Below are 18816 nucleotides of genomic sequence, written 5' to 3'. Positions count from 1 at the left end.
GTGCAAATTCGCTCACCGGCGACGATGAAACGTGCCGTTACAGCGGGGCGGGCTCGACAATAAAATGACTCGCGACGATGACGATATACACCTCAGGGACGTGGATCGATGGCTTTTTTTTTGCATTGGTATTATCTCTATAATTTGCAGGATGGGCTGGCAGTAAAACGAACACATCCGGAATAAAACGGGCTCAAGGGGGAGGTGCTTCTCGTTGCGTCACTTTATTGTTCCGTTCGTTTAAGGCTGTAGTGGTTGCATGAGGTCGCTTTCGCGAAGCGGGATGACTCATTCGATTGCATGAAAATCGACATATATCCCGGTGTTTTACGCCGATATTCTGTGATCAAGTGGCAACTCGATGTCGGGGCAGGAACTGGCGGGCGCAAGCAAACAGGCTCACATATTGCGTATTTATAGCGGAAATCGGCGTGGTTAGTGATATCCGGCACATTTCGGTAACATCGCTTCGTGTGTTAATCCGCCGTGATGACGAATAAAAAAGTGGTATTAAACGGCATGCACTGATTGATCTGCGTGTGTGTGGACGTCGAATTAAACAGACGCGGCAGTAAATCCAAATCTTGTCTTGGCGGGTATGCACGGGGTGCATGTCCGTCTCTACGTGGCAATCAGGGGGAAGCAATGAATCGTGCATTTGCGCTGGTCTGGAATGCAGCAATCGGCAATTGGGTCGTGACGCACGAGTTGGTGCGTCGGCGGCGCAAGCCCGGGGCAACCCGCCGCAGTTTGCCGTGCCTGGTCGTCCTGGCGGTGGGGGCCGCCGCACCTGTCCTGGCCTGGGGGGCGTGCACGCCAGCGCTCCCTGCGGCGGGCGCAACCGTCAACTGCACGGGGCTGCCAATCACCAGCAACAGCTTCGCAAGCGGCGCAAACAGCCTGACCGTGAACGTTGCCGCAGGCACGCAAATGACCGCCGGGCTGCTTGGGGGCACCGCCGTTGCGCTCAGCGGCACCAATTCCACGTTCAACAACAGCGGGACGGTCGATCCGTCGGTGCTTGGCCTGTTGTCGGTATTGAGCACCGGCGTCACCATGGGGAACGCCAGTTCCACAGCGGTGACCGCCAACAACCTCGCAACTGGCGTGATTTACGGCACCGGCGGCGTGCTTGGAGCAAACCTGCTCAATCTCGACGGCATGGCGCTTGGCATCACCTCGGCCAACACTGGCGTCGTGCAGATCAACAACGCCGGGCTGATCGATAGCCGTGCATTGTTGGATGTGTCGGTACTGAGTTCCGATACCCCGGTGATTGCGGTGACCGGCGGCGGCACCGTCAATGCAGTCAACACCGGCACCATCAACGGCCGCGTGGGCTTCCAGAGCTCGACCACAGGCAATACCTTTGTCAACGCCGGCACCATCAACGGCAGCGTGTCGATGGGTGCGGGCAGCACCAACAGCTTCACTGCCGTGACGGGCGGCAGCGTCAACAGTGGCGGTGGACTGGCGCTGGAATTGCTGGGCCCCGGTGGCTTGCTCAGCTTTGCGCAGACCGGCGTGGTGGATGGCGGTGCAGGCGGAACCAATACGCTGATCCTACAAAACGCGGCAACGGGGACCGGCAGCGGCAGCACCGGCGTCGGATCGCTGAGCACGGCGCAATACATCAATTTCGGCAGGTTGCGGGTCAATAGCGGCACCTGGTCGGTGGGGGGCGGCAGCAACTTCGGCACCAGCGCACTCAATGGCGGCGTCTTGCAGTTCGTCAATCCCGCGCAGCTGGGGACCAGCATCACCGCCAACGGTGGCGCGCTGGAGGCCACTGCTGCCGGGCTCACCCTCAATCCCACAGCCGGTATCGCGCTGGGTGCGGGAGGCTTGACCCTGCAAGGCAGCAACAGTTTGACGGTGTCCAGCCCGATCACCGGCACTGGCGCACTGACCAAGACCGGCACCGGCGGCGTGAGCCTGACCGGCGCAAACACCTTCAGCGGCGGCGTCAATCTGGTCGGCGGCGCGCTCACTGTCAGTAACAACAGTGCATTGGGCACAGGAACCGTCAACGCCTCCGGTGGCAGCCTGCTGGCAGGTGCGGCAGTGAACCTGGCGAATGCGTTTGTGCTCAACAACGCCGTCAGCATCGGTGGCGCAAACGCGATACGGCTTGGCGGCACGGTCAGCGGGACCGGCGCGCTGACCAAGGTCGGTGCGGGCACGCTCACGCTGGGTGGCACCAACACCTATGCCGGTGGCACCACGCTGGGTGCAGGCACGGTGCTACTCGAAACAAATACGGCGCTGGGTGCCGGTACGGTGACAGCTGCCGGTGGGCAGTTGGATACCACCACTGCGCTGACCCTGGCCAACAACGTTGCGCTGACCAATACCCTGGGCCTGGGCGCCAGCGGCAATGCGCTGACCTTGACCGGCACGCTTGCCGGCGCTGGCGGTATCAACAAGACCGGCAACGGCACGCTCGCACTCAACGGCAGCAATACCTTCACCGGCGGGACCACGCTGGCATCGGGAACCTTGCAGCTCGGCAACGCCAGCGCCTTGGGTACCGGTGCATTGAATGTCACCGGTGCGTCCAACCTCAGCAGCAGTGCTCCGTTGAGCGTTGCCAACAACATCAGCCTTGATGGGCCGTTGAACTTCACCGGCGCGCAGGCGCTGACGCTGAGCGGCACCATCAACGGCGGCGAGGGCCTGATCAAGAGCGGCGCAGGCGATCTCACGTTGACCGGTAACAACGCCTACACCGGCGGCACCACGCTGAGCACCGGGCGCTTGGTGGTCGGTGCGAATGCGGCACTGGGCACCGGCACGCTGACCGCAAGCGGCGGCCAACTGGATGCAATCGCTGCCACGACACTGGGCAATACGATTGCGCTCACCGGCACGCTGGACGTGGGCAGCAGCGGCAACGCATTGAACCTGGCTGGCACCATTGGCGGTGCCGGCGCATTGAACAAACTCGGCACCGGCACGCTCACGCTGGGCGGCCTGAACACCTACACCGGTGGCACCGGTCTCAATGCCGGCACCTTGCAGGTGGCCGGCGGCGCGGCACTCGGTACGGGCGCGTTGAACGTCACCGGCAACGCGACGCTGCAAAATACGGCAGCCACCTCGCTGAGCAATGCGATTGCGCTGACCACCGGCGCATTGACCCTCAACGGTGCGCAAGCCCTGACGTTGAGCGGCGCTGTCACCGGTAACGGGAGTCTGATCAAATCCGGCAGCGGCGATCTCCTGTTGAGCGGCAACAATCTGTATAGCGGCGGCACCACGCTCAGCGCGGGCAAGCTTACGGTGGGCAGCGACACCGCACTCGGTACCGGTGCACTCACTGCTGCGGCCGGCACCACGCTGGACAACGCAACCGTGAGCACGCTCGCCAATGCGATTGCGCTGGCAGGACTGGTCAATGTGGGCGGCAGCAACGCGCTGACCTTGACCGGTGACATCAGCGGCGTCGGCAGCTTGAACAAGCTTGGCCCGGCCAGCCTGACCCTTTCGGGTAACAACGGCTACACCGGCGGCACGCGCCTGAGTGCAGGCAGCCTGATCCTGGGCAGCGACACGGCGTTGGGTCTGGGCACCTTGACGGTGGCCGGCGGGTTGCTCGACAGCACCGCCGCACGCGTCGTCGCCAACAACGTTGCGCTGGAAGCGGATCTGCAGCTCGGCGGCAGCCAGAATCTCACGCTCAACGGCGTGGTCAGCGGCGTAGGCGGTGTTGTCAAGGACGGCACTGCTGCATTGACGCTGGGTGGCGCCAATACGTTTGCCGGCGGCGTGGATCTCAATGCAGGCAGCCTGCTGATCGGCAATGGCGCAGCACTGGGCAGCGGCGTCCTCACTGCGGCAGGCGGCACGCAACTACAAGCCACCACTGCAACGACCATCGGCAACGACGTCGTGGTGAATGGTGCGCTTGCGGTCACCGGCAACAACGCTCTGGGCATGACCGGCGTCGTGAGTGGCGCAGGCAGTCTGGTCAAGCAGGGCACGGGTGCGCTCACGTTGAGCGGCAACAATGTGTATGCGGGTGGCACGTTGCTGGACGCCGGCACCTTGGTGGTCGGCAGCGATACCGCGCTCGGCACCGGCACGCTCACTGCTGCCGATGGCACGCAGCTCACTGCAAGTACCGCAGTGACCTTGCGGAACGCGCTCAGCGTCGCCGGTCAACTCGGCATCGATGGCCAGAACCTCACGCTCGATGGCGCGATCGACGGTGCCGGCAGTCTGATCAAGAACGGCACGCAAACGCTCACGCTCAATGGCAACAGCAGCTGGGCCGGCGGATTGCAGTTGCAGAGCGGCGCATTGGTGGTCGGCAGCGACACCGCATTGGGTGTCGGCACGCTGACCGCCGCAGCTGGCACCTCGCTGGATGCGAGCACCGCCGTGGCCTTGGCCAATGCGGTGGCGCTGGATGGCGCAGTGACGCTGCCCGGAACGCAGGACATCACGCTCAATGGCGTCGTCAGCGGCATCGGCAGTCTCGATAAACAAGGCGCGGCCACGCTGACCTTGAGCAACGCCAATACCTTCAGCGGCGGTGTTGCGCTGAATGCAGGGCGTGTGGTGCTTGGCAACGACAGTGCGTTGGGCGTCGGTGGCCTGCTAGTTGGCGGCGCTGCCGAACTGGATGCCACGACCGCGCTGAGCTTGGGCAATACGGTGCAGTTGAACGATCAGCTCACGCTGATCGGCAGCAACGATCTCAGTTTGAACGGCGCCATCGCCGGCACCGGCAGCCTGATCAAGAACGGCACGACCACGTTGTCGCTCAATGCAACCAACACGTACAGCGGCGGCACCACGCTATCGGGTGGCACCATTGCCGTTGGCGCGAACGATGCGCTTGGCACCGGCAATCTCTCGGTCGTTGGCAATGCGACGCTGAGCAATGCGATTGCGGTGGCCTTGGGCAACGGTATCGATCTGGGCGCAACGCTCAGCGTGGACACCGCAGCCGACATGCTGGCCAGCGGCACCATCAGCGGCGCGGGCGACTTCATCAAGACCGGCGCCGGCACCTTGACCTTGAGCGGCAGCAATACCTACACCGGCCCGCTGGCGATCCAGGCCGGCACGTTGGTGGCCAGCACCGGCGCGGCGCTGGGCAATGCCAGCAACGTGGATGTCGCGGCAGGGGCGCTGTTGAACCTCACCAACGGTGGCCTGATCAACGTGCTCAGCGGCGCCGGGAATGTCGACACCGATGCGGGCGGCACATTGCAGCTGGGTGGCGGCGACTTTGCCGGCAGCCTGGGCGGTGGCGGCAATCTGGACAAGGTCGGCACCGGCACCGTGCGCTTGCTTGGCACCAGTGCGATCGGCGGCACCACGCAGGTCAGCGGCGGCACGCTGGATGTCATTGGCAGCCTGGGCACCAGTGCGTTGAACGTGGCGCTGGGCGGCACCTTGACCGGCACCGGCACCACCGGCAGCGTGGGCAGCAACGTGACCATCGCCGACGGTGGCCGGCTTGCGTTGACCAGTGGCTCGTCGCTCAGTGTGGGCGGCTTGTCGCTGGCGTCGGGTGCGTTTGTGGATGTTTCACTGGCAGCACCGAGCAACACGCGGCTGTTGGAGGTCAATGGCAATCTCACCCTGGACGGCACGCTCAACATCACCGACATCGGTGGCTTCGGCACTGGCGTCTATCGCCTGATCGATTACACCGGCCTGCTCACCAACAACGGCCTGGCTATCGGCCTGTTTCCCGGCAGTGTGGATATCAGTCAGCTCGCCTTGCAGACCTCCATCGGCCAGCAGCTCAATCTGGTGGTCACCGCGCCCGGCAGCATCGTGCAGTTCTGGGATGGCGTGCAGACCACCGCCAACGGCACCGTCGATGGCGGCTCCGGCACGTGGGGCGCTGCGACCAACTGGACCGGCCAGGACGGCAGCGCCAACAGCACCTGGCAAGGCGATTTCGCGGTGTTTTCCGGCACTGCCGGCACGGTGGGGGTGCAGGGCACGCAAAGCATCGGCGGCCTGCAGTTCGTCACCGATGGGTATCGCGTGACCGATGTCGGCGCAGGTGGTCTGGCGGTGACCGACCCGCTGACCGCGATTCGCGTCGATCCTGGTGCCACTGCCAGCATCGATGTCGCCATCTCCGGCGTGGGCGGGCTGCAGAAACTCGACACCGGCACCCTGGTGCTGGATGCGGCCAGCAGCTACACCGGCGGTACCGCGCTCAGCGGCGGCACCCTGGTGCTGGGCGATGCGCAGGCGCTTGGCACTGGCACGCTGACTGCGTCAGCTGGCACCAGCCTCGATAGCAATCAGGCATTGGCGATTGGCAATGCAGTGGTGCTCGATGGTGCGCTGAGCTCTGTCGGCAGCAACGATCTGACCCTGGCAGGCACGATCAGCGGCGTCGGCAGCCTGATCAAGAACGGTGCGTCCACGCTGACCCTGGACGGCGCCAACAGCTACGTCGGTGGCAGCGTGTTGAACGCCGGCACCCTGGCGGTCGGCAGCAACACTGCGTTGGGCGTGGGCAGCTTGTCGGTGCTGGGCAATGCCACCTTGAGCAATGCGATTGCGCTGGCATTGGGCAACAGCATCAACCTGGGCGCCAATCTGACCATTGCCAGCGCGGACGATCTGGCATTGACCGGCGTCCTCAGTGGCGCAGGCGCGTTGACCAAGACCGGCGCGGGCAGCTTGACCTTGTCCGGCGCCAACAGCTTCAGCGGCCCGGTATCGGTGCAGGCTGGCGTCCTCGCCACCGCTGCCTCCGGTACCTTGGGCAACACCGGCACCGTGGACGTCGCGGCAGGTGCTGCGCTCTCGCTCGGCAGCAATGCGGCGCTGGGCGCGGTGACCGGGCAGGGCAATGTCGCGGTGTTGGGCGGCAACACGCTGCAGCTTGGCGTCAACAATGTCAGCAGCACCTTTGCAGGCACCTTGAGCGATGCCGGCAATCTGGACAAGGTCGGTACCGGCACGCTGCAGCTCACCGGCAGCTCCTCGCTCGGCGGCACCACGCAGATCACCGCGGGCACGCTGGACGTGGATGGCACCCTGGCCAGCGCAGGCGGCCTGACCGTGGGCACCGGCGGCACGCTAAGCGGTAGCGGTGTGGTCGATGCGGCAGTTACGGTGAACAACGGTGGCCGTCTGGTGGTGACCAGCGGGTCGCAGTTGACCACTGGCAACCTGAGCCTGGCGACCAACGCCACGCTCGATGCCTTCCTCGGGGTGGCCAGCCAGACCGGCGTATTGGCGGTCAATGGCGACCTCACCCTGGACGGCACGCTCAACATCACCGACATCGGTGGCTTCGGTACCGGCGTCTATCGCTTGATCGACTACACCGGTGCCTTGACCAACAACGGCATGGCCTTCGGCACGCTCCCCGGCACGCTGGACCCGACCCAACTGGCGCTGCAGACCGCACTGGCCCAGGAGGTCAACGTGGTGGTGCTGTCGCCCGGCAGCAACGTGCAGTTCTGGGATGGCGCGCAGACCTCGGCCAACGGCAGCATCGAGGGCGGCACCGGCGTATGGGTCGCAGGCGCGACCAACTGGAGCGCGATCGATGGCCTGACCAACAGCGATTGGCAGAACGGTTTTGCGGTATTCGCCGGTACCGCCGGCAATGTGGGCGTGCAGGGGACCCAAGGCATCACCGGCATGCAGTTCGTCAGCGACGGCTATGTGCTGAGCGATGCCGGCGCCGGTGCGCTCAGTGCCAATGCAGCCAACACCATCATCCGTGTGGATCCCGGCGTCACCGCCACCGTCGATGTGAGCATCGGCGGCACCGGCACGGTGCAGAAACTCGATACCGGCACGCTGGTGTTGAGCGCCGCCAATACCTATACCGGTGGCACCGCGCTCGGTGGCGGCAGTTTGATCCTGGGCGATGCCCAGGCCCTGGGCACCGGTACCCTGACTGCGGCAAACGGCACCAGCCTCGATACCGACCAGGCATTGGCAGTGGGCAATGCGGTGGTGCTCGATGGCGCGTTGACGGTGCTCGGCAGCAACGACCTGACCCTGAGCGGCGCGATCAGCGGCGCAGGCAGCCTGCTCAAGACCGGTGCGTCCACGCTCACGCTCAGTGGCAACAACAGCTATGCCGGCGGCACTGTGCTGAGCGATGGCACGGTCTCGGTCGGCAGCGACAACGCACTGGGCACCGGCACCGTGTCGGTGATCGGCGATTCGGTGCTGAGCACTGCGGTGGCAGCCGCACTGGGCAATGCGGTCACATTGGGCGCAGCGCTCACGGTCGACAACCCGGCAGACCTCACCCTTGCCGGCAACATCAGCGGCAGCGGTGCGTTGATCAAGACCAACACCGGCACGCTGACGCTGGATGGCAGCAACAGCTACACCGGCGGCACCACCCTCACTGCCGGCACATTGGTGGGCGACAGCGCCAGCTTGCAGGGCGCCATCGTCGACAACGCCGCGTTGGTGTTCAACCAGACCGCCAATGGCGTGTTCACCGGTTCGATCACCGGCACCGGCAGCGTCACCAAGGAGGGCGCAGGCGCGCTACTGCTCAACGGCGCCAATGGCTATACGGGCGGCACCACCATCGCGGCCGGCAGCTTGATCGGCGACACCACCAGCCTGCAGGGCGATATCGCCAACAACGCGGCGCTGGTGTTCAACCAGACCACCGGCGGCGTGTATGCCGGCACGCTCAGCGGCACCGGCTCGCTGGAGAAGGCCGGCACTGGCGCGCTGCAATTGCTCGGGCCCAACACCTACACCGGCGGCACCATCATCAGTGCCGGCAGCCTGATCGGCAACACCACCAGCCTGCAGGGCAATGTGGTGGACAACGGCACACTGGTGTTCGATCAGGCCGCCGATGGCGTGTTTGCCGGGGCGGTCAGCGGCACCGGCAGCGTGATCAAGCAGGGGACGGGGACATTGACGCTGGTCGCCCCCAACACCTACAGCGGTGGCACCACCATCGCCAGCGGCAGTCTGGTCGGCAACACCACCAGCCTGCAGGGCAACATCGTCGACAACGCCACCCTGGTGTTCGACCAGGCCGGCGACGGCACGTTTGCCGGCAACATCAGCGGCAGCGGTGCATTGATCAAGACCGGCACCGGCGCAGTCACCCTGGACGGCGTCAATGGCTATCTCGGTGGCACCACCATCAACGCCGGCACGCTGATCGGCAATACCACCAGCCTGCAGGGCACTATCACCGCCAACAGCGCGCTGGTATTTCAGCAGAACACCAATGGCACCTACGCTGGAACCTTGTCGGGCACCGGTAGCCTGCTCAAGGATGGCGCCGGGACCTTGCTGTTCACTGCAAACAGCAGTGGTTTCACTGGACCGACCACGGTTGCCGCAGGCGTCTTGAGCGTGGGCAACCCAGCCAATCCGGGCGCGGCCTTGGGCGGGCTGGTCACGGTGGCGCCGGGCGCCACGCTTACCGGCAGTGGCAGCGTCGGCAGCCTGGTCTCAGGGGGAACCGTGGCGGTGGGTGGCAGCAACGGCACGCTCAGCGTCGGCGGCAATGCCACGGTCGGCTCCGGCTCCACCTTGCAGGTGACCCCGAATGCCGGCGGAACGATCACGCCGGTCACCGTGGGCGGAACGGCCACGTTGGTACCGGGCAGCACCTTGCAGCTGATTCGGGCAACCGACTTGCCGTTGTTCACGCAGATTACGGTGATCAATGCGGCAGGCGGACTCACCGGCCAGTTCACCAACGTCGTCTCCGACTACGCCTTCGTCGATCCGAACGTCAGCACCACCGCGACTACGCTGTCGGTCTCGTTCGGCCGCAATACCGATGCGATGGTCGATGCAGTCACCGCGCCCAACCATCAGGCGACTGCAGCGGCCGTGGATGGACTGCCGACCACCAGCCCTGTCTACCAGGCGGTAGTGCGGCTACCCGACGATCCGGAAGCGATCCGCACCGCGTTTGCCTCCCTGTCCGGCGAAAGCCATGCCAGCACGGCAACCGCATTGCTGGACAGCCGCTTTTTGATGAGCGGGGTCGGCAACCATCTGCGTGGCGACAGTCAGGACACCCGGGTCGGCGACACCACGGTGTGGATCACCGGGCGCAGCCTGCCCAATCGCATCGACGGCGATGCCGATACCGCGTCGGTGCGGCGCGAGGACAACGGCATCATGGCTGGTGCGGAACGCCGCGTCGGCGAGCGCAGCGTGGTCGGCATTGCAGTGGGCAATCAGGACATCGAAAGCGTGTCGCGCGCGTTGGGCGATCGTGCCGATGTCGATGGCACCCACGTTGGCGTGTACGGGCAGGCCGATTGGTCCGCGTTTTCCCTGCAGGGTGCGGTGGACTATGCGGATTACAACGTGGACAGCACGCGTCGGGTGATGTTGCCCGGCGTGCTCGAAGAGCGCTTGACCAGCAACTACGACGCACAGGCCGTCACCGTGTCGCTGGAGGCGTCCTGGAACCTGCGCACCGGCAACGCGGTGTACAGCCCGTTCGTCGCGGCCGAGTACACACGTCTGAAGACCGACGGCTTCAACGAGCGCGGCGGCATTGCCGGGCTATCGGTGGACAGTGCCGAGGACGACTACACCAACAGTACCGTGGGTGTACGTGGTCGCTGGGAACTGGGCACGCGTACGTCGATGTACGCCGCGGTAGGCTGGCGGCATGCGTTCGGCGACCGTTTCGTGCAGCGTTCGGCAGGCTTTGTCGACACCGACGCGAAGTTCACCGTGCAAAGCGTCACGCTTGCCAAGAATGCGCTGGTCGGCGAAGTGGGGGTCAGCCTGATCACCTCGCCCAACAGCCGCTTGGCGTTGTCGCTGCAGGGACTCAACGGCGATGGCCAGACTGCGTATGGCGGCCAGGCGACCTGGGGGGTGAGTTTCTGATCGCTCGCCGGTAAGCAGGAAAAAAGAACGCCCCGGCATGCCGGGGCGTTCTTTTTCCTGTGCGCTCGCAGAGCGATTTACGCATCGCTGCGTGAGTAGGTTGACTGCAGTGATGGCGTGCAACGAGAAGCACGTATCGCGCGGTCTGCGCTGGTTGCGGATTGCATCGCTGCCGAAGTGACCCTCACACCGCGGCGCGTGGCTTTGCCTGCTCGCATCCACACCTGCTGCACGTGGCAGCCAGCGGCGATGCAACGCAGGCATCGCCATCACGACCGCGACGCCTCATCGCCTTACAGCCCGATCCGCTCTGCCAGACGCACCAGCTCGGCCAGCGAACCGGCCTGCATCTTGCGCATGGCCTGGCCGCGTCGCACCTTCACGGTAATCTCGCTCAGGTTCAGGCGCGCGGCCACCTGCTTGTTCAACAGGCCTTGCACCACCAGCCGGGTGACGTCCTGTTCGCCGGCGCTCAAGGCATCCCACCGCGCACGCAGTTCCGCTGCAACGGCCTGGCTCTGGCGCCGTGCGCGGTCGCGGCGAATGCCGTCCTGGATCGCGTCCAGCAAGGCCTGGTCGCGGAACGGCTTGGTCAGGAATTCGATCGCGCCGTTCTTCATCGCTTCCACGCCCATGGCGATGTCGCCGTGCCCGGTGATGAAGATGGTCGGCAAGGTAAAACCCGAATCGACCATGCGTCGATGGAACTCCATGCCGCTCTGGCCGGGCATGCGGATATCCAGCACCAGGCAGGCCGGTGCGTCTGGCAGAGGATGGGCAAGAAACTGATCGGTAGAACCGAACGCGCTGACTTGCAGTCCGACCGAGGCGAACAGATCCTCCAGCGCGGCGCGCATCGAGGCATCGTCGTCGATGAGATAGACGATGGGTGCAAGCTCGCTCATGCGTTGTGCTCCGTGTTGACCAGCGGCAGCCGCAGGCCGAAGCGCGCGCCGCGCGCGCCGGCCGGCTCGGCCCAGATCTGCCCGCCATTGGCCTCCATGATGGTGCGGCTGATGCTCAGGCCGATGCCCATGCCATCGTCCTTGGTGCTCCAGAACGCATCGAAGACATGCGCCAGTGCCTCGTCCGACAAGCCGGGGCCGGAGTCCTCGATGCGCAGACATGCCCATGCACCGTCGATATGCGAGCGCACATGGATGCTGCGCGTTTCGTCGGGCATGGTCGCCAGTGCCTCCACTGCGTTGAGCAGCACATTGCCGATCACCTGCTGGATCTGCACGCGATCGGCAAGCACGGCGGGCAGGGTGGGGTCGAGCTCCAGCGACAGCGCAATGCCATTGCGTTCGGTTTCGCCACGGGTGAGCGCAATCATGTCCAGCAGCGTGCGATTCAACTCCATTGGCTGGCGCTGGCTAGCCTCGCCGCGGGCCAGGGCGCGCATGCGCGCGATGATCGCGCTGGCACGGCCGGCGTCGGCAAGCATGCGTTCGACTGCGGCATCGGCCTTGGCCAGGTTCGGCGGTTGCTGCGCCAGCCAGCGTTGACAGGCGTTGCCGCTGGTCACGATCGCGGCCAGCGGCTGATTGACCTCGTGTGCAATCGACGCGGCGAGCCCGCCCATGCTGCCGCTGCGGGTCAATCGCAACAGCCGTGCCTGCGCGGCGTGTGCGCTGGCTTTTGCCGCTTCCATCTGCACCGCAAGATAGGTGGTCACGGCCACCACCACCGCGCTGATGCAGGAGTTGATCACGCCCACGCGGTAGCTGCCGGCCGGGGTGAGATGGAAACTGAGCACGATCAGCGCAAGGCAGGTGGCCGCCAGCGCCACAACACCGGGACGCGTCAGCAAGCGCACCGACAGCAACACCACTAGGGTGTAGAACAACGCTGCGGCCACCGCATAGTCGGTGATCGTATCGGCGACGAAGATCGCCGCCATGCCGGCCGCCAGCCCGGCCATGCCGAGCAGGTCGGTGCGGGTGGGCGGCGAACGGAACAGGGAGGTCAGGCGCATGCGGGCGATTGTCTCAGCTGCCGGTTGCAGCGTTCCACAACGCCCGCTGCACGTCGGGTTCGGTTCACGGAGCGGCTGCGGCAGCCGGCGACCACCAGGCGCCGCCACCCAGCGCCTGATACAGCGCCACGGTGTCGGCATACCGTGCCGCCTGCGCCTGGATCGTGCTGGCCTGCGCCGTCCGATAAGCCTGCTGCGCCTGCAGCAGGTCGGCCATGCCGACCGCGCCCACGGCCTGCTGACGCTGCACCGCTGCCAGGCTACGTTCGGCCAGCGTTTGCGCATCGGCGGTGGCGCGCACTGCCTGCGCATCGCTCTGCAAGGCCGCCAGCGCATTGGCGACGTCGCCGAACGCACCCAGCACCACGCTGCGGTATTGCGCCATCGACTGATCGTAGGCAGCCTCGGCGGCATGTTGCTGATGCGCCAACGCACCGCCATGGAACACTGGCTGCAACAGGCTAGCGGCCACCGACCACTGCGTATTGCCGGCGGCAAACAACCGGCCGAATGTCGCTGCCGAGCCACCGGTCGCCGCACTCAAGGTGATCGCCGGCAAGCGTGCGGCCACCGCCACGCCGACCAGTGCGCTGGCCGCATGCAACTGCGCTTCGGCCGCACGCAGGTCCGGGCGTCGATCGACCAGTTGCGAGGGCAGCGACAGCGGCAGTTGCGCAGGCAGATGCAGCGTGTCCAGCGTAAACGCCGCGCCGGCGCCTTCGCTCGGCAAGCGACCGACCAGGATGGCGAGCAGGTTGCGCTGCTGCTCAAGCTGTTTTTCCAGCGCAGGCACAATCGTCCGCGCCTGAGCAAGCGCACTGCGTTGCGCGAGCACCTGCGCCAGGCCGACGGCGCCCAGCGCCTGTTGGCGTTCGGTGATGGCGCAGAGCCGTTCGGCGATGGCGACCTGCGCATGTGCGGCATCCAGTTGCGCGCGCAGGGCAGCGTCCTGGATGGCGGCGTTGACCACGTTCGCGGTCAGACTCAGATACGCCGCATCGCGCTGATAGCGCTGCGCCTGCACTTGTGCACCGGCCGCTTCCAGTTGCCGCCGCGTGCCGCCGAACACATCCAGCGTGTAGCGCACGTTGAGTTGTGCGGTGCGCAGCGCATACGGTGTGTTGTCGCCGGTTTCCGGCGTGGGCACAGCGGAATCGCGTTGACGGCTGGCATCCACCTGCAGATCGGCCTGCGGGGACAGCACGCCACGTTGCGCAGCCAGACTCTGTTGCGCCTGCCGCAGCGCGGCATCGGCGGCCTGCAGATCGGGGTTGGCCTGCAGCGCCTGATCCACCAATGCATCGAGTTGCGGCGAGCCGAAGGCGCGCCACCACGCCGCCGGGACGTCCTGTCCGGGCACGAACTGCTGCACTGCGCCGCCTGCCACATCGGCCGCTGCGGTACGGGCCGGCATTGCGGCAGGCGTGTAGCGATCGGTGTCGGGTGGAGCGGGGCGATGAAAGTCCGGGCCCACCGCGCAGCCGCCAACCGACACGGCAGCGGCCATCGAGATTGCAATGCGCAAGCTGCAAAACCGGCTCATGCAATCTGCTCCCGGCGGGGCTGACGCGAGGCGACGAAGGTTTCCATCAAGTAGTACAACGAAGGCAACAGGACCAGGGTGAGCACCGTCGCGGTGACAAGACCGCCGACCACCACCGTGGCCAACGGACGCTGCACATCGCTGCCCAGGCCGGTGGCCAGCATGGCCGGCGTCAGCCCCAGTGCCGCCACCGTTGCGGTCATCAACACCGGACGCATACGGCTGACTGCACCGGCCACCACCGCCTCGCGTAGCGGCATGCCGGCGTGCTCGCGCAGCCGATTGATCTGCGCCAGCATCAGCACCGCGTTCAGTACCGCCACCCCGAACAGCGCAATGAACCCGACGGCGCTGGAAACGTTGAGCGTCATCCCGCGCAACTGCAGCGCGGCCAGCCCACCGATCATCGCCAACGGGACCGCCGCCAGCACCAGCGATGGTTGGCGCAGATTGCCGAATGCTCCGAACAGCAACACGAACATGATGCACAACGTGGTCGGCAGCACCACCATCAAACGTGCCTGCGCACGCTGCAGGTTCTCGAACTGCCCACCCCACACCAATTGCAGATGTTGCGGGTCGACATGCACCCGGCGGGCGAGGGTGGCCTGCGCATCGTCGAGGAAACTGGACAGGTCGCGGCCACGCACGTTCAAACGCACGATGATGTTGCGCCTGCCCATCTCGCGCACGATCACGCTCTGGCCGCTGGTGGTCTCGATGCTGGCCACCGCCGACAACGGCACTTCCGCACCGCTGGATGTGCGCAGGCGCAACCCACCGATCGCTTGCGGATCGTTGCGGTAACGCGCAGGGAACCGCACTGTGAGGTCGTAGCTTTTTTCGCCCAGATACAGTTGCCCGATCGGGCTGCCTCCGATGCCGGTGGAGATCAGGTCGGAGACATCTGCCGCATTGATGCCATAGCGCGCAGCCGCCGCACGGTCGAAGCGCACCCGCAGATTCGGCAACGGCGGCTCCACATCCACGGCGATGTCCACCGCACCCGGCACGTGTTTCAGCGTGGCCGCGACCTGTTCGGCAACACCGCGGACCTGCTGCAGATCGTCGCCGAACACCTTGACGGTGAGATCGCTGTGCGCCCCCGACAACTTGTCCTGCACCCCATCGATCATCGGTTGCATCATGCTGACCGTGTAGCCGGGCATCTGTGCATAGCGCTTGCCCAATGCAGCGATCAGCGCCTGCTTGTTCATCCCCGTTGGCCATTGGTGATACGGCCGCAGTCCCACGCTGGCTTCGATATGCGACGGCGTCCAGTAATCGGTGCCATCGTCGTTGCGCCCGGTCTGGGTCACCACGTACGCCACTTCGGGAAATTCCAGCGTGGCCTTGCGCAAGGCATTGGCCATCGTCGCGGCCTTGTCCAAGGTGATGCCCGGTGGCATCTGCACCTGCAGCCACAGCGAGCCTTCGTCGATATAGGGCAGGAAATCGCGGCCGATGGTGCTGCCCAGCACTGCAAGCACGCTCAAGGCAACCGCAGCGGTTACCAGCAGCCACGGGCGCCGGCCGACCGTGTGCTCCAGCAAGCCGCGATAGCGATGGCCTACCACTTCCAGCACGCGGTTGTGAAACATCTTGCGCGGTTTGCGGAATGCCAGCCACGCCAATGCCGGAATCAACGTCAACGCCACCACCAGTGCGCCGATCAGGGCGGCGCCCACGGCGTAGGCCATCGGCGAGAACAGCTTGTACTCGATCCGCTCGAACGCCAGCAGCGGCAGATAGGCACAACCGATCACAGCCATGCCGAAGGTGATCGGACGCGCCACCTGCAAGGTGGCTTCGATCGCATCGAACGCCGTCAACGCACGCTCACTGTGCTGCTCGCGCAGGCGCAGGACGTTTTCCACCAGCACCACCGCACCATCGACCAGAATGCCGAAATCGATCGCCCCCAGCGACAGCAGATTGGCCGGGATCTTCAGGTGGTGCATGAAGATGAAGGCGATCAACAGCGATAGCGGAATCGTCAACGACACGATCGCCGCCGCACGCGGGCTGCCCAGGAACAGCAGCAGTACCACGCATACCAGCAACATGCCTTCGGTCAGTGTCGCGCTTACCGTGTGCAGGGTGGCATCGATCAACCCGGTGCGATCCAGGTACGGCACCAGCCTGACGTCCTTGGGCAACAGACTGCCATTGAGCTCGTCCACGGCAGCGTGGATGCCGTTCAGGGCGATCGACGGGTTGCTGTCCTTGAGCAGCAGCGCGATGCCTTCGATGGTGTCGGGGTTGGCGTCCTTGCCCAGGATTCCGCGTCGCTCCACGTTGTCGTAACGCACCTGGCCCAGATCCTTGACCAGCACCGGCACGCCATTGTTGCTGCTCACCACCACATTGCCGATGTCCTGCAACGAGTGCAGCAGGCCGACGCCGCGAATCACATAGCTCTGCTCGCCGCGGTCCATCACGCTGCCGCCGCCATCGGAATTGTTGCTGGTGATCGCGGTCTTGACCTGCTGCAGCGACACGCCATACCGGGTCAGACGATCCGGCTCCACCGCCACGGTGAACTGCGTGGTGAGCCCGCCGAAGTTTGTGACATCGGCCACGCCTTGCACCTTTTGCAGGCGCGGAATCACCGTCCAGAACTGCAGGTCGGATAACTCGCGCAGACTGCGCGTTTTCGATTCCAGCGTATAGCGGTAGATCTCGCCGGTCGGCGAGGTATACGGATCCAGTCCGGGAACTGCGCCATAGGGCAGGGTGACGCCCTGAATGCGTTCGAGCACGCGCTGGCGTGCGAAATACCCATCGGTTCCGTCGTCGAAGACCAGGGTGATCAGCGATAAGGCGAACAGGCTGCGCGAGCGCACCACGTGCAAGCCGGGTGTGCCCATCAAGGCGCGTTCCAGCGGAACGGTGATCTGTTGTTCTACTTCTTCCGCACCCAGGCCCGGCACCTGGGTGACGACCTGCGAGGTCACATCGGCGATATCCGGATACGCCTCCACCGGCAGCTGCATCCAGCTCCAGGTGCCATACAGGGCCACCAGCGCAAAGACCAGCCAGACGATGCCGCGCCGATGAAAACAGTTGGTGATCATCGACTCAATCATTGAGCAGCGCCCCGTCCTTGACCACCACGCGCTCGCCCGCACTCACCCCGGACAGGAGTTCGGTCTGCCCGCCCAACGTGCGTCCGGTCGATACGATGCGCGAGACATAAACAAACGGCGCGGTTTCGACAAACACCCGTGTATACAAGCCGATCTGCAGCAGGGCGGTATCCGGCACCACCAATGCCGGCTGCGGATGCGATTGAAAGTCGGCGCGCGCAAACATGCCCGGTTTGAGCAGCCCGTCTTGGTTCTTCAATGCCACCCGCACCTTGAGCGTGCGGCTGCCGGTATCCAGCAGATCGTCCACATGTTGCACCTGGCCAACGAAGCGCTTGCCCGGGTACGCATCCAGCGTCGCGCTGACCGGTTGGCCTTCAAAGACCTGGCCGACCTCGTGCTCCGGCACGCTGGCGGTCAGCCACACGCGCGAAATGTCGGCCACCGTCATCAGCGGGGCCGCGGTGTCGTTCCAGAACCCGCCCAGCGATGCGCTCATCTCCACGACGCGGCCGGCGATCGGTGCCCGCAGCGCGTAGCGCCGATGCGAGGCGGCCTGCGTCGGCACGCCGAGTTGCGCCAACCGGTCGCTGGCGGCACGTGCCTCGTTTTGTGCACTGTCGAAGGCTTGCTGCGCGCTTTGCACATCCTTGGCCGCGGAAATCCTGTCGGCATCCAGTGCCTGTTGCCGCAGCAACTCCTGGCGCGCCTGATCCAGCGCCGCACGCGCCTTGCCGGCATCGCTGTAGGCATTGGCCAGTTCGGCTGAGTCGATCACGCACAGCACATCGCCCACCTGCACGGTGTCGCCCAGCGTTTTGGGAAGCTCGACCACACGCCCGCCCAACGGCGGCACTAGCCGCATCAGCCGTTCGGGCAGCGCGTCGATCACCGCCGGCATCTGCAGTGTCGGTGCGATGGTCTGGCTGCGCACAGCCTGCACGCGCAGGCTGGCGCGCAGCGGCGAGTGCGCCGGCACGATCACCTGATTGCCGGTGTGGATCAGCAGTGCAAGCGGTGCGGGCGGCGGCGGTGTGGCAGTGCAGCCAGTCAGCAGGCTGCCGACGCAGGCCGATGCCAGCGCGGTACGCAGGAAGATGGACGACATGCTGTGACTCGAACGGGAATGGGCTAAAGCGGTGCGACGACTCCCTGACGTTGCGGCAGCGGTGCGGCAACGTCGCGCGGAGGTGTATGGCGATCAGCGCGAATGGGTGCGACGCCTGCGCATTCCACCGACAATGCCGACCATCGTTGCGTTGCCGTGCGTCCTGCAAGTCGTCTCGATGGCGTGCATGGTGCCATGCAGCAATGCGGCAAAACCAGGGGTTTTCAGCTGTTTTCGGCAGTCCATGCACATAGCC

Annotated in this window: 6 protein-coding genes; 1 reads left to right on the top strand and 5 read right to left on the bottom strand. The window is 65.3% G+C overall.

The annotated features are described in order from the left end of the window. The first annotated feature begins 645 nt into the window (after positions 1–645). Positions 646–10842 carry an autotransporter-associated beta strand repeat-containing protein gene (locus GGR61_RS18935; RefSeq protein WP_184623311.1) on the top strand — a complete coding sequence of 3399 codons (10197 nt, stop codon included), beginning with the start codon at positions 646–648 and terminating at the stop codon, positions 10840–10842. Positions 10843–11135: 293 nt separating this feature from the next. Here the strand turns inward: GGR61_RS18935 and GGR61_RS18930 are convergent, their stop codons facing one another. The 5 genes from GGR61_RS18930 to GGR61_RS18910 form a co-directional block, all read right to left on the bottom strand. Further along, positions 11136–11747, bottom strand: coding sequence for a response regulator transcription factor (locus tag GGR61_RS18930; RefSeq protein WP_184408498.1), 612 nt, complete (start codon positions 11745–11747; stop codon positions 11136–11138). Then, a complete protein-coding gene (locus tag GGR61_RS18925) occupies positions 11744–12766 on the bottom strand; it encodes a HAMP domain-containing sensor histidine kinase (protein WP_184623349.1) in 1023 nt (340 codons plus the stop codon). Before GGR61_RS18925 ends, GGR61_RS18930 begins: the two co-directional genes overlap by 4 nt. 118 nt (positions 12767–12884) lie before the next feature. Continuing rightward, positions 12885–14363 carry an efflux transporter outer membrane subunit gene (locus GGR61_RS18920; protein WP_184623310.1) on the bottom strand — a complete coding sequence of 493 codons (1479 nt, stop codon included), beginning with the start codon at positions 14361–14363 and terminating at the stop codon, positions 12885–12887. Next, positions 14360–17452, bottom strand: coding sequence for a CusA/CzcA family heavy metal efflux RND transporter (locus GGR61_RS18915; protein ID WP_184623308.1), 3093 nt, complete (start codon positions 17450–17452; stop codon positions 14360–14362). The genes GGR61_RS18920 and GGR61_RS18915 overlap by 4 nt, the downstream gene beginning before the upstream one ends. Continuing rightward, the gene (locus tag GGR61_RS18910; protein ID WP_184623306.1) at positions 17445–18560 is read right to left on the bottom strand and encodes an efflux RND transporter periplasmic adaptor subunit; all 1116 of its coding nucleotides are present in this window, start codon (positions 18558–18560) and stop codon (positions 17445–17447) included. Before GGR61_RS18910 ends, GGR61_RS18915 begins: the two co-directional genes overlap by 8 nt. Positions 18561–18816 lie beyond the last annotated feature (256 nt).

The organism is Xanthomonas sp. 3058, assembly GCF_014199765.1.
In the GTDB taxonomy this organism is placed as follows: domain Bacteria; phylum Pseudomonadota; class Gammaproteobacteria; order Xanthomonadales; family Xanthomonadaceae; genus Xanthomonas; species Xanthomonas campestris_B.
The sequence above is the reverse complement of the archived record's forward strand: the minus strand, read 5'-3'. Positions and strand labels throughout refer to the sequence as shown.

Bases quoted from the DNA above. Each gene is read 5' to 3' on its own strand.
- GGR61_RS18935 (WP_184623311.1), top strand. From the start codon at position 646: ATGAATCGTGCATTTGCGCTGGTCTGGAATGCAGCAATCGGCAATTGG.
- GGR61_RS18930 (WP_184408498.1), bottom strand. From the start codon at position 11,747: ATGAGCGAGCTTGCACCCATCGTCTATCTCATCGACGACGATGCCTCG.
- GGR61_RS18925 (WP_184623349.1), bottom strand. From the start codon at position 12,766: ATGGCCGGGCTGGCGGCCGGCATGGCGGCGATCTTCGTCGCCGATACG.
- GGR61_RS18920 (WP_184623310.1), bottom strand. From the start codon at position 14,363: ATGAGCCGGTTTTGCAGCTTGCGCATTGCAATCTCGATGGCCGCTGCC.
- GGR61_RS18915 (WP_184623308.1), bottom strand. From the start codon at position 17,452: ATGATTGAGTCGATGATCACCAACTGTTTTCATCGGCGCGGCATCGTC.
- GGR61_RS18910 (WP_184623306.1), bottom strand. From the start codon at position 18,560: ATGTCGTCCATCTTCCTGCGTACCGCGCTGGCATCGGCCTGCGTCGGC.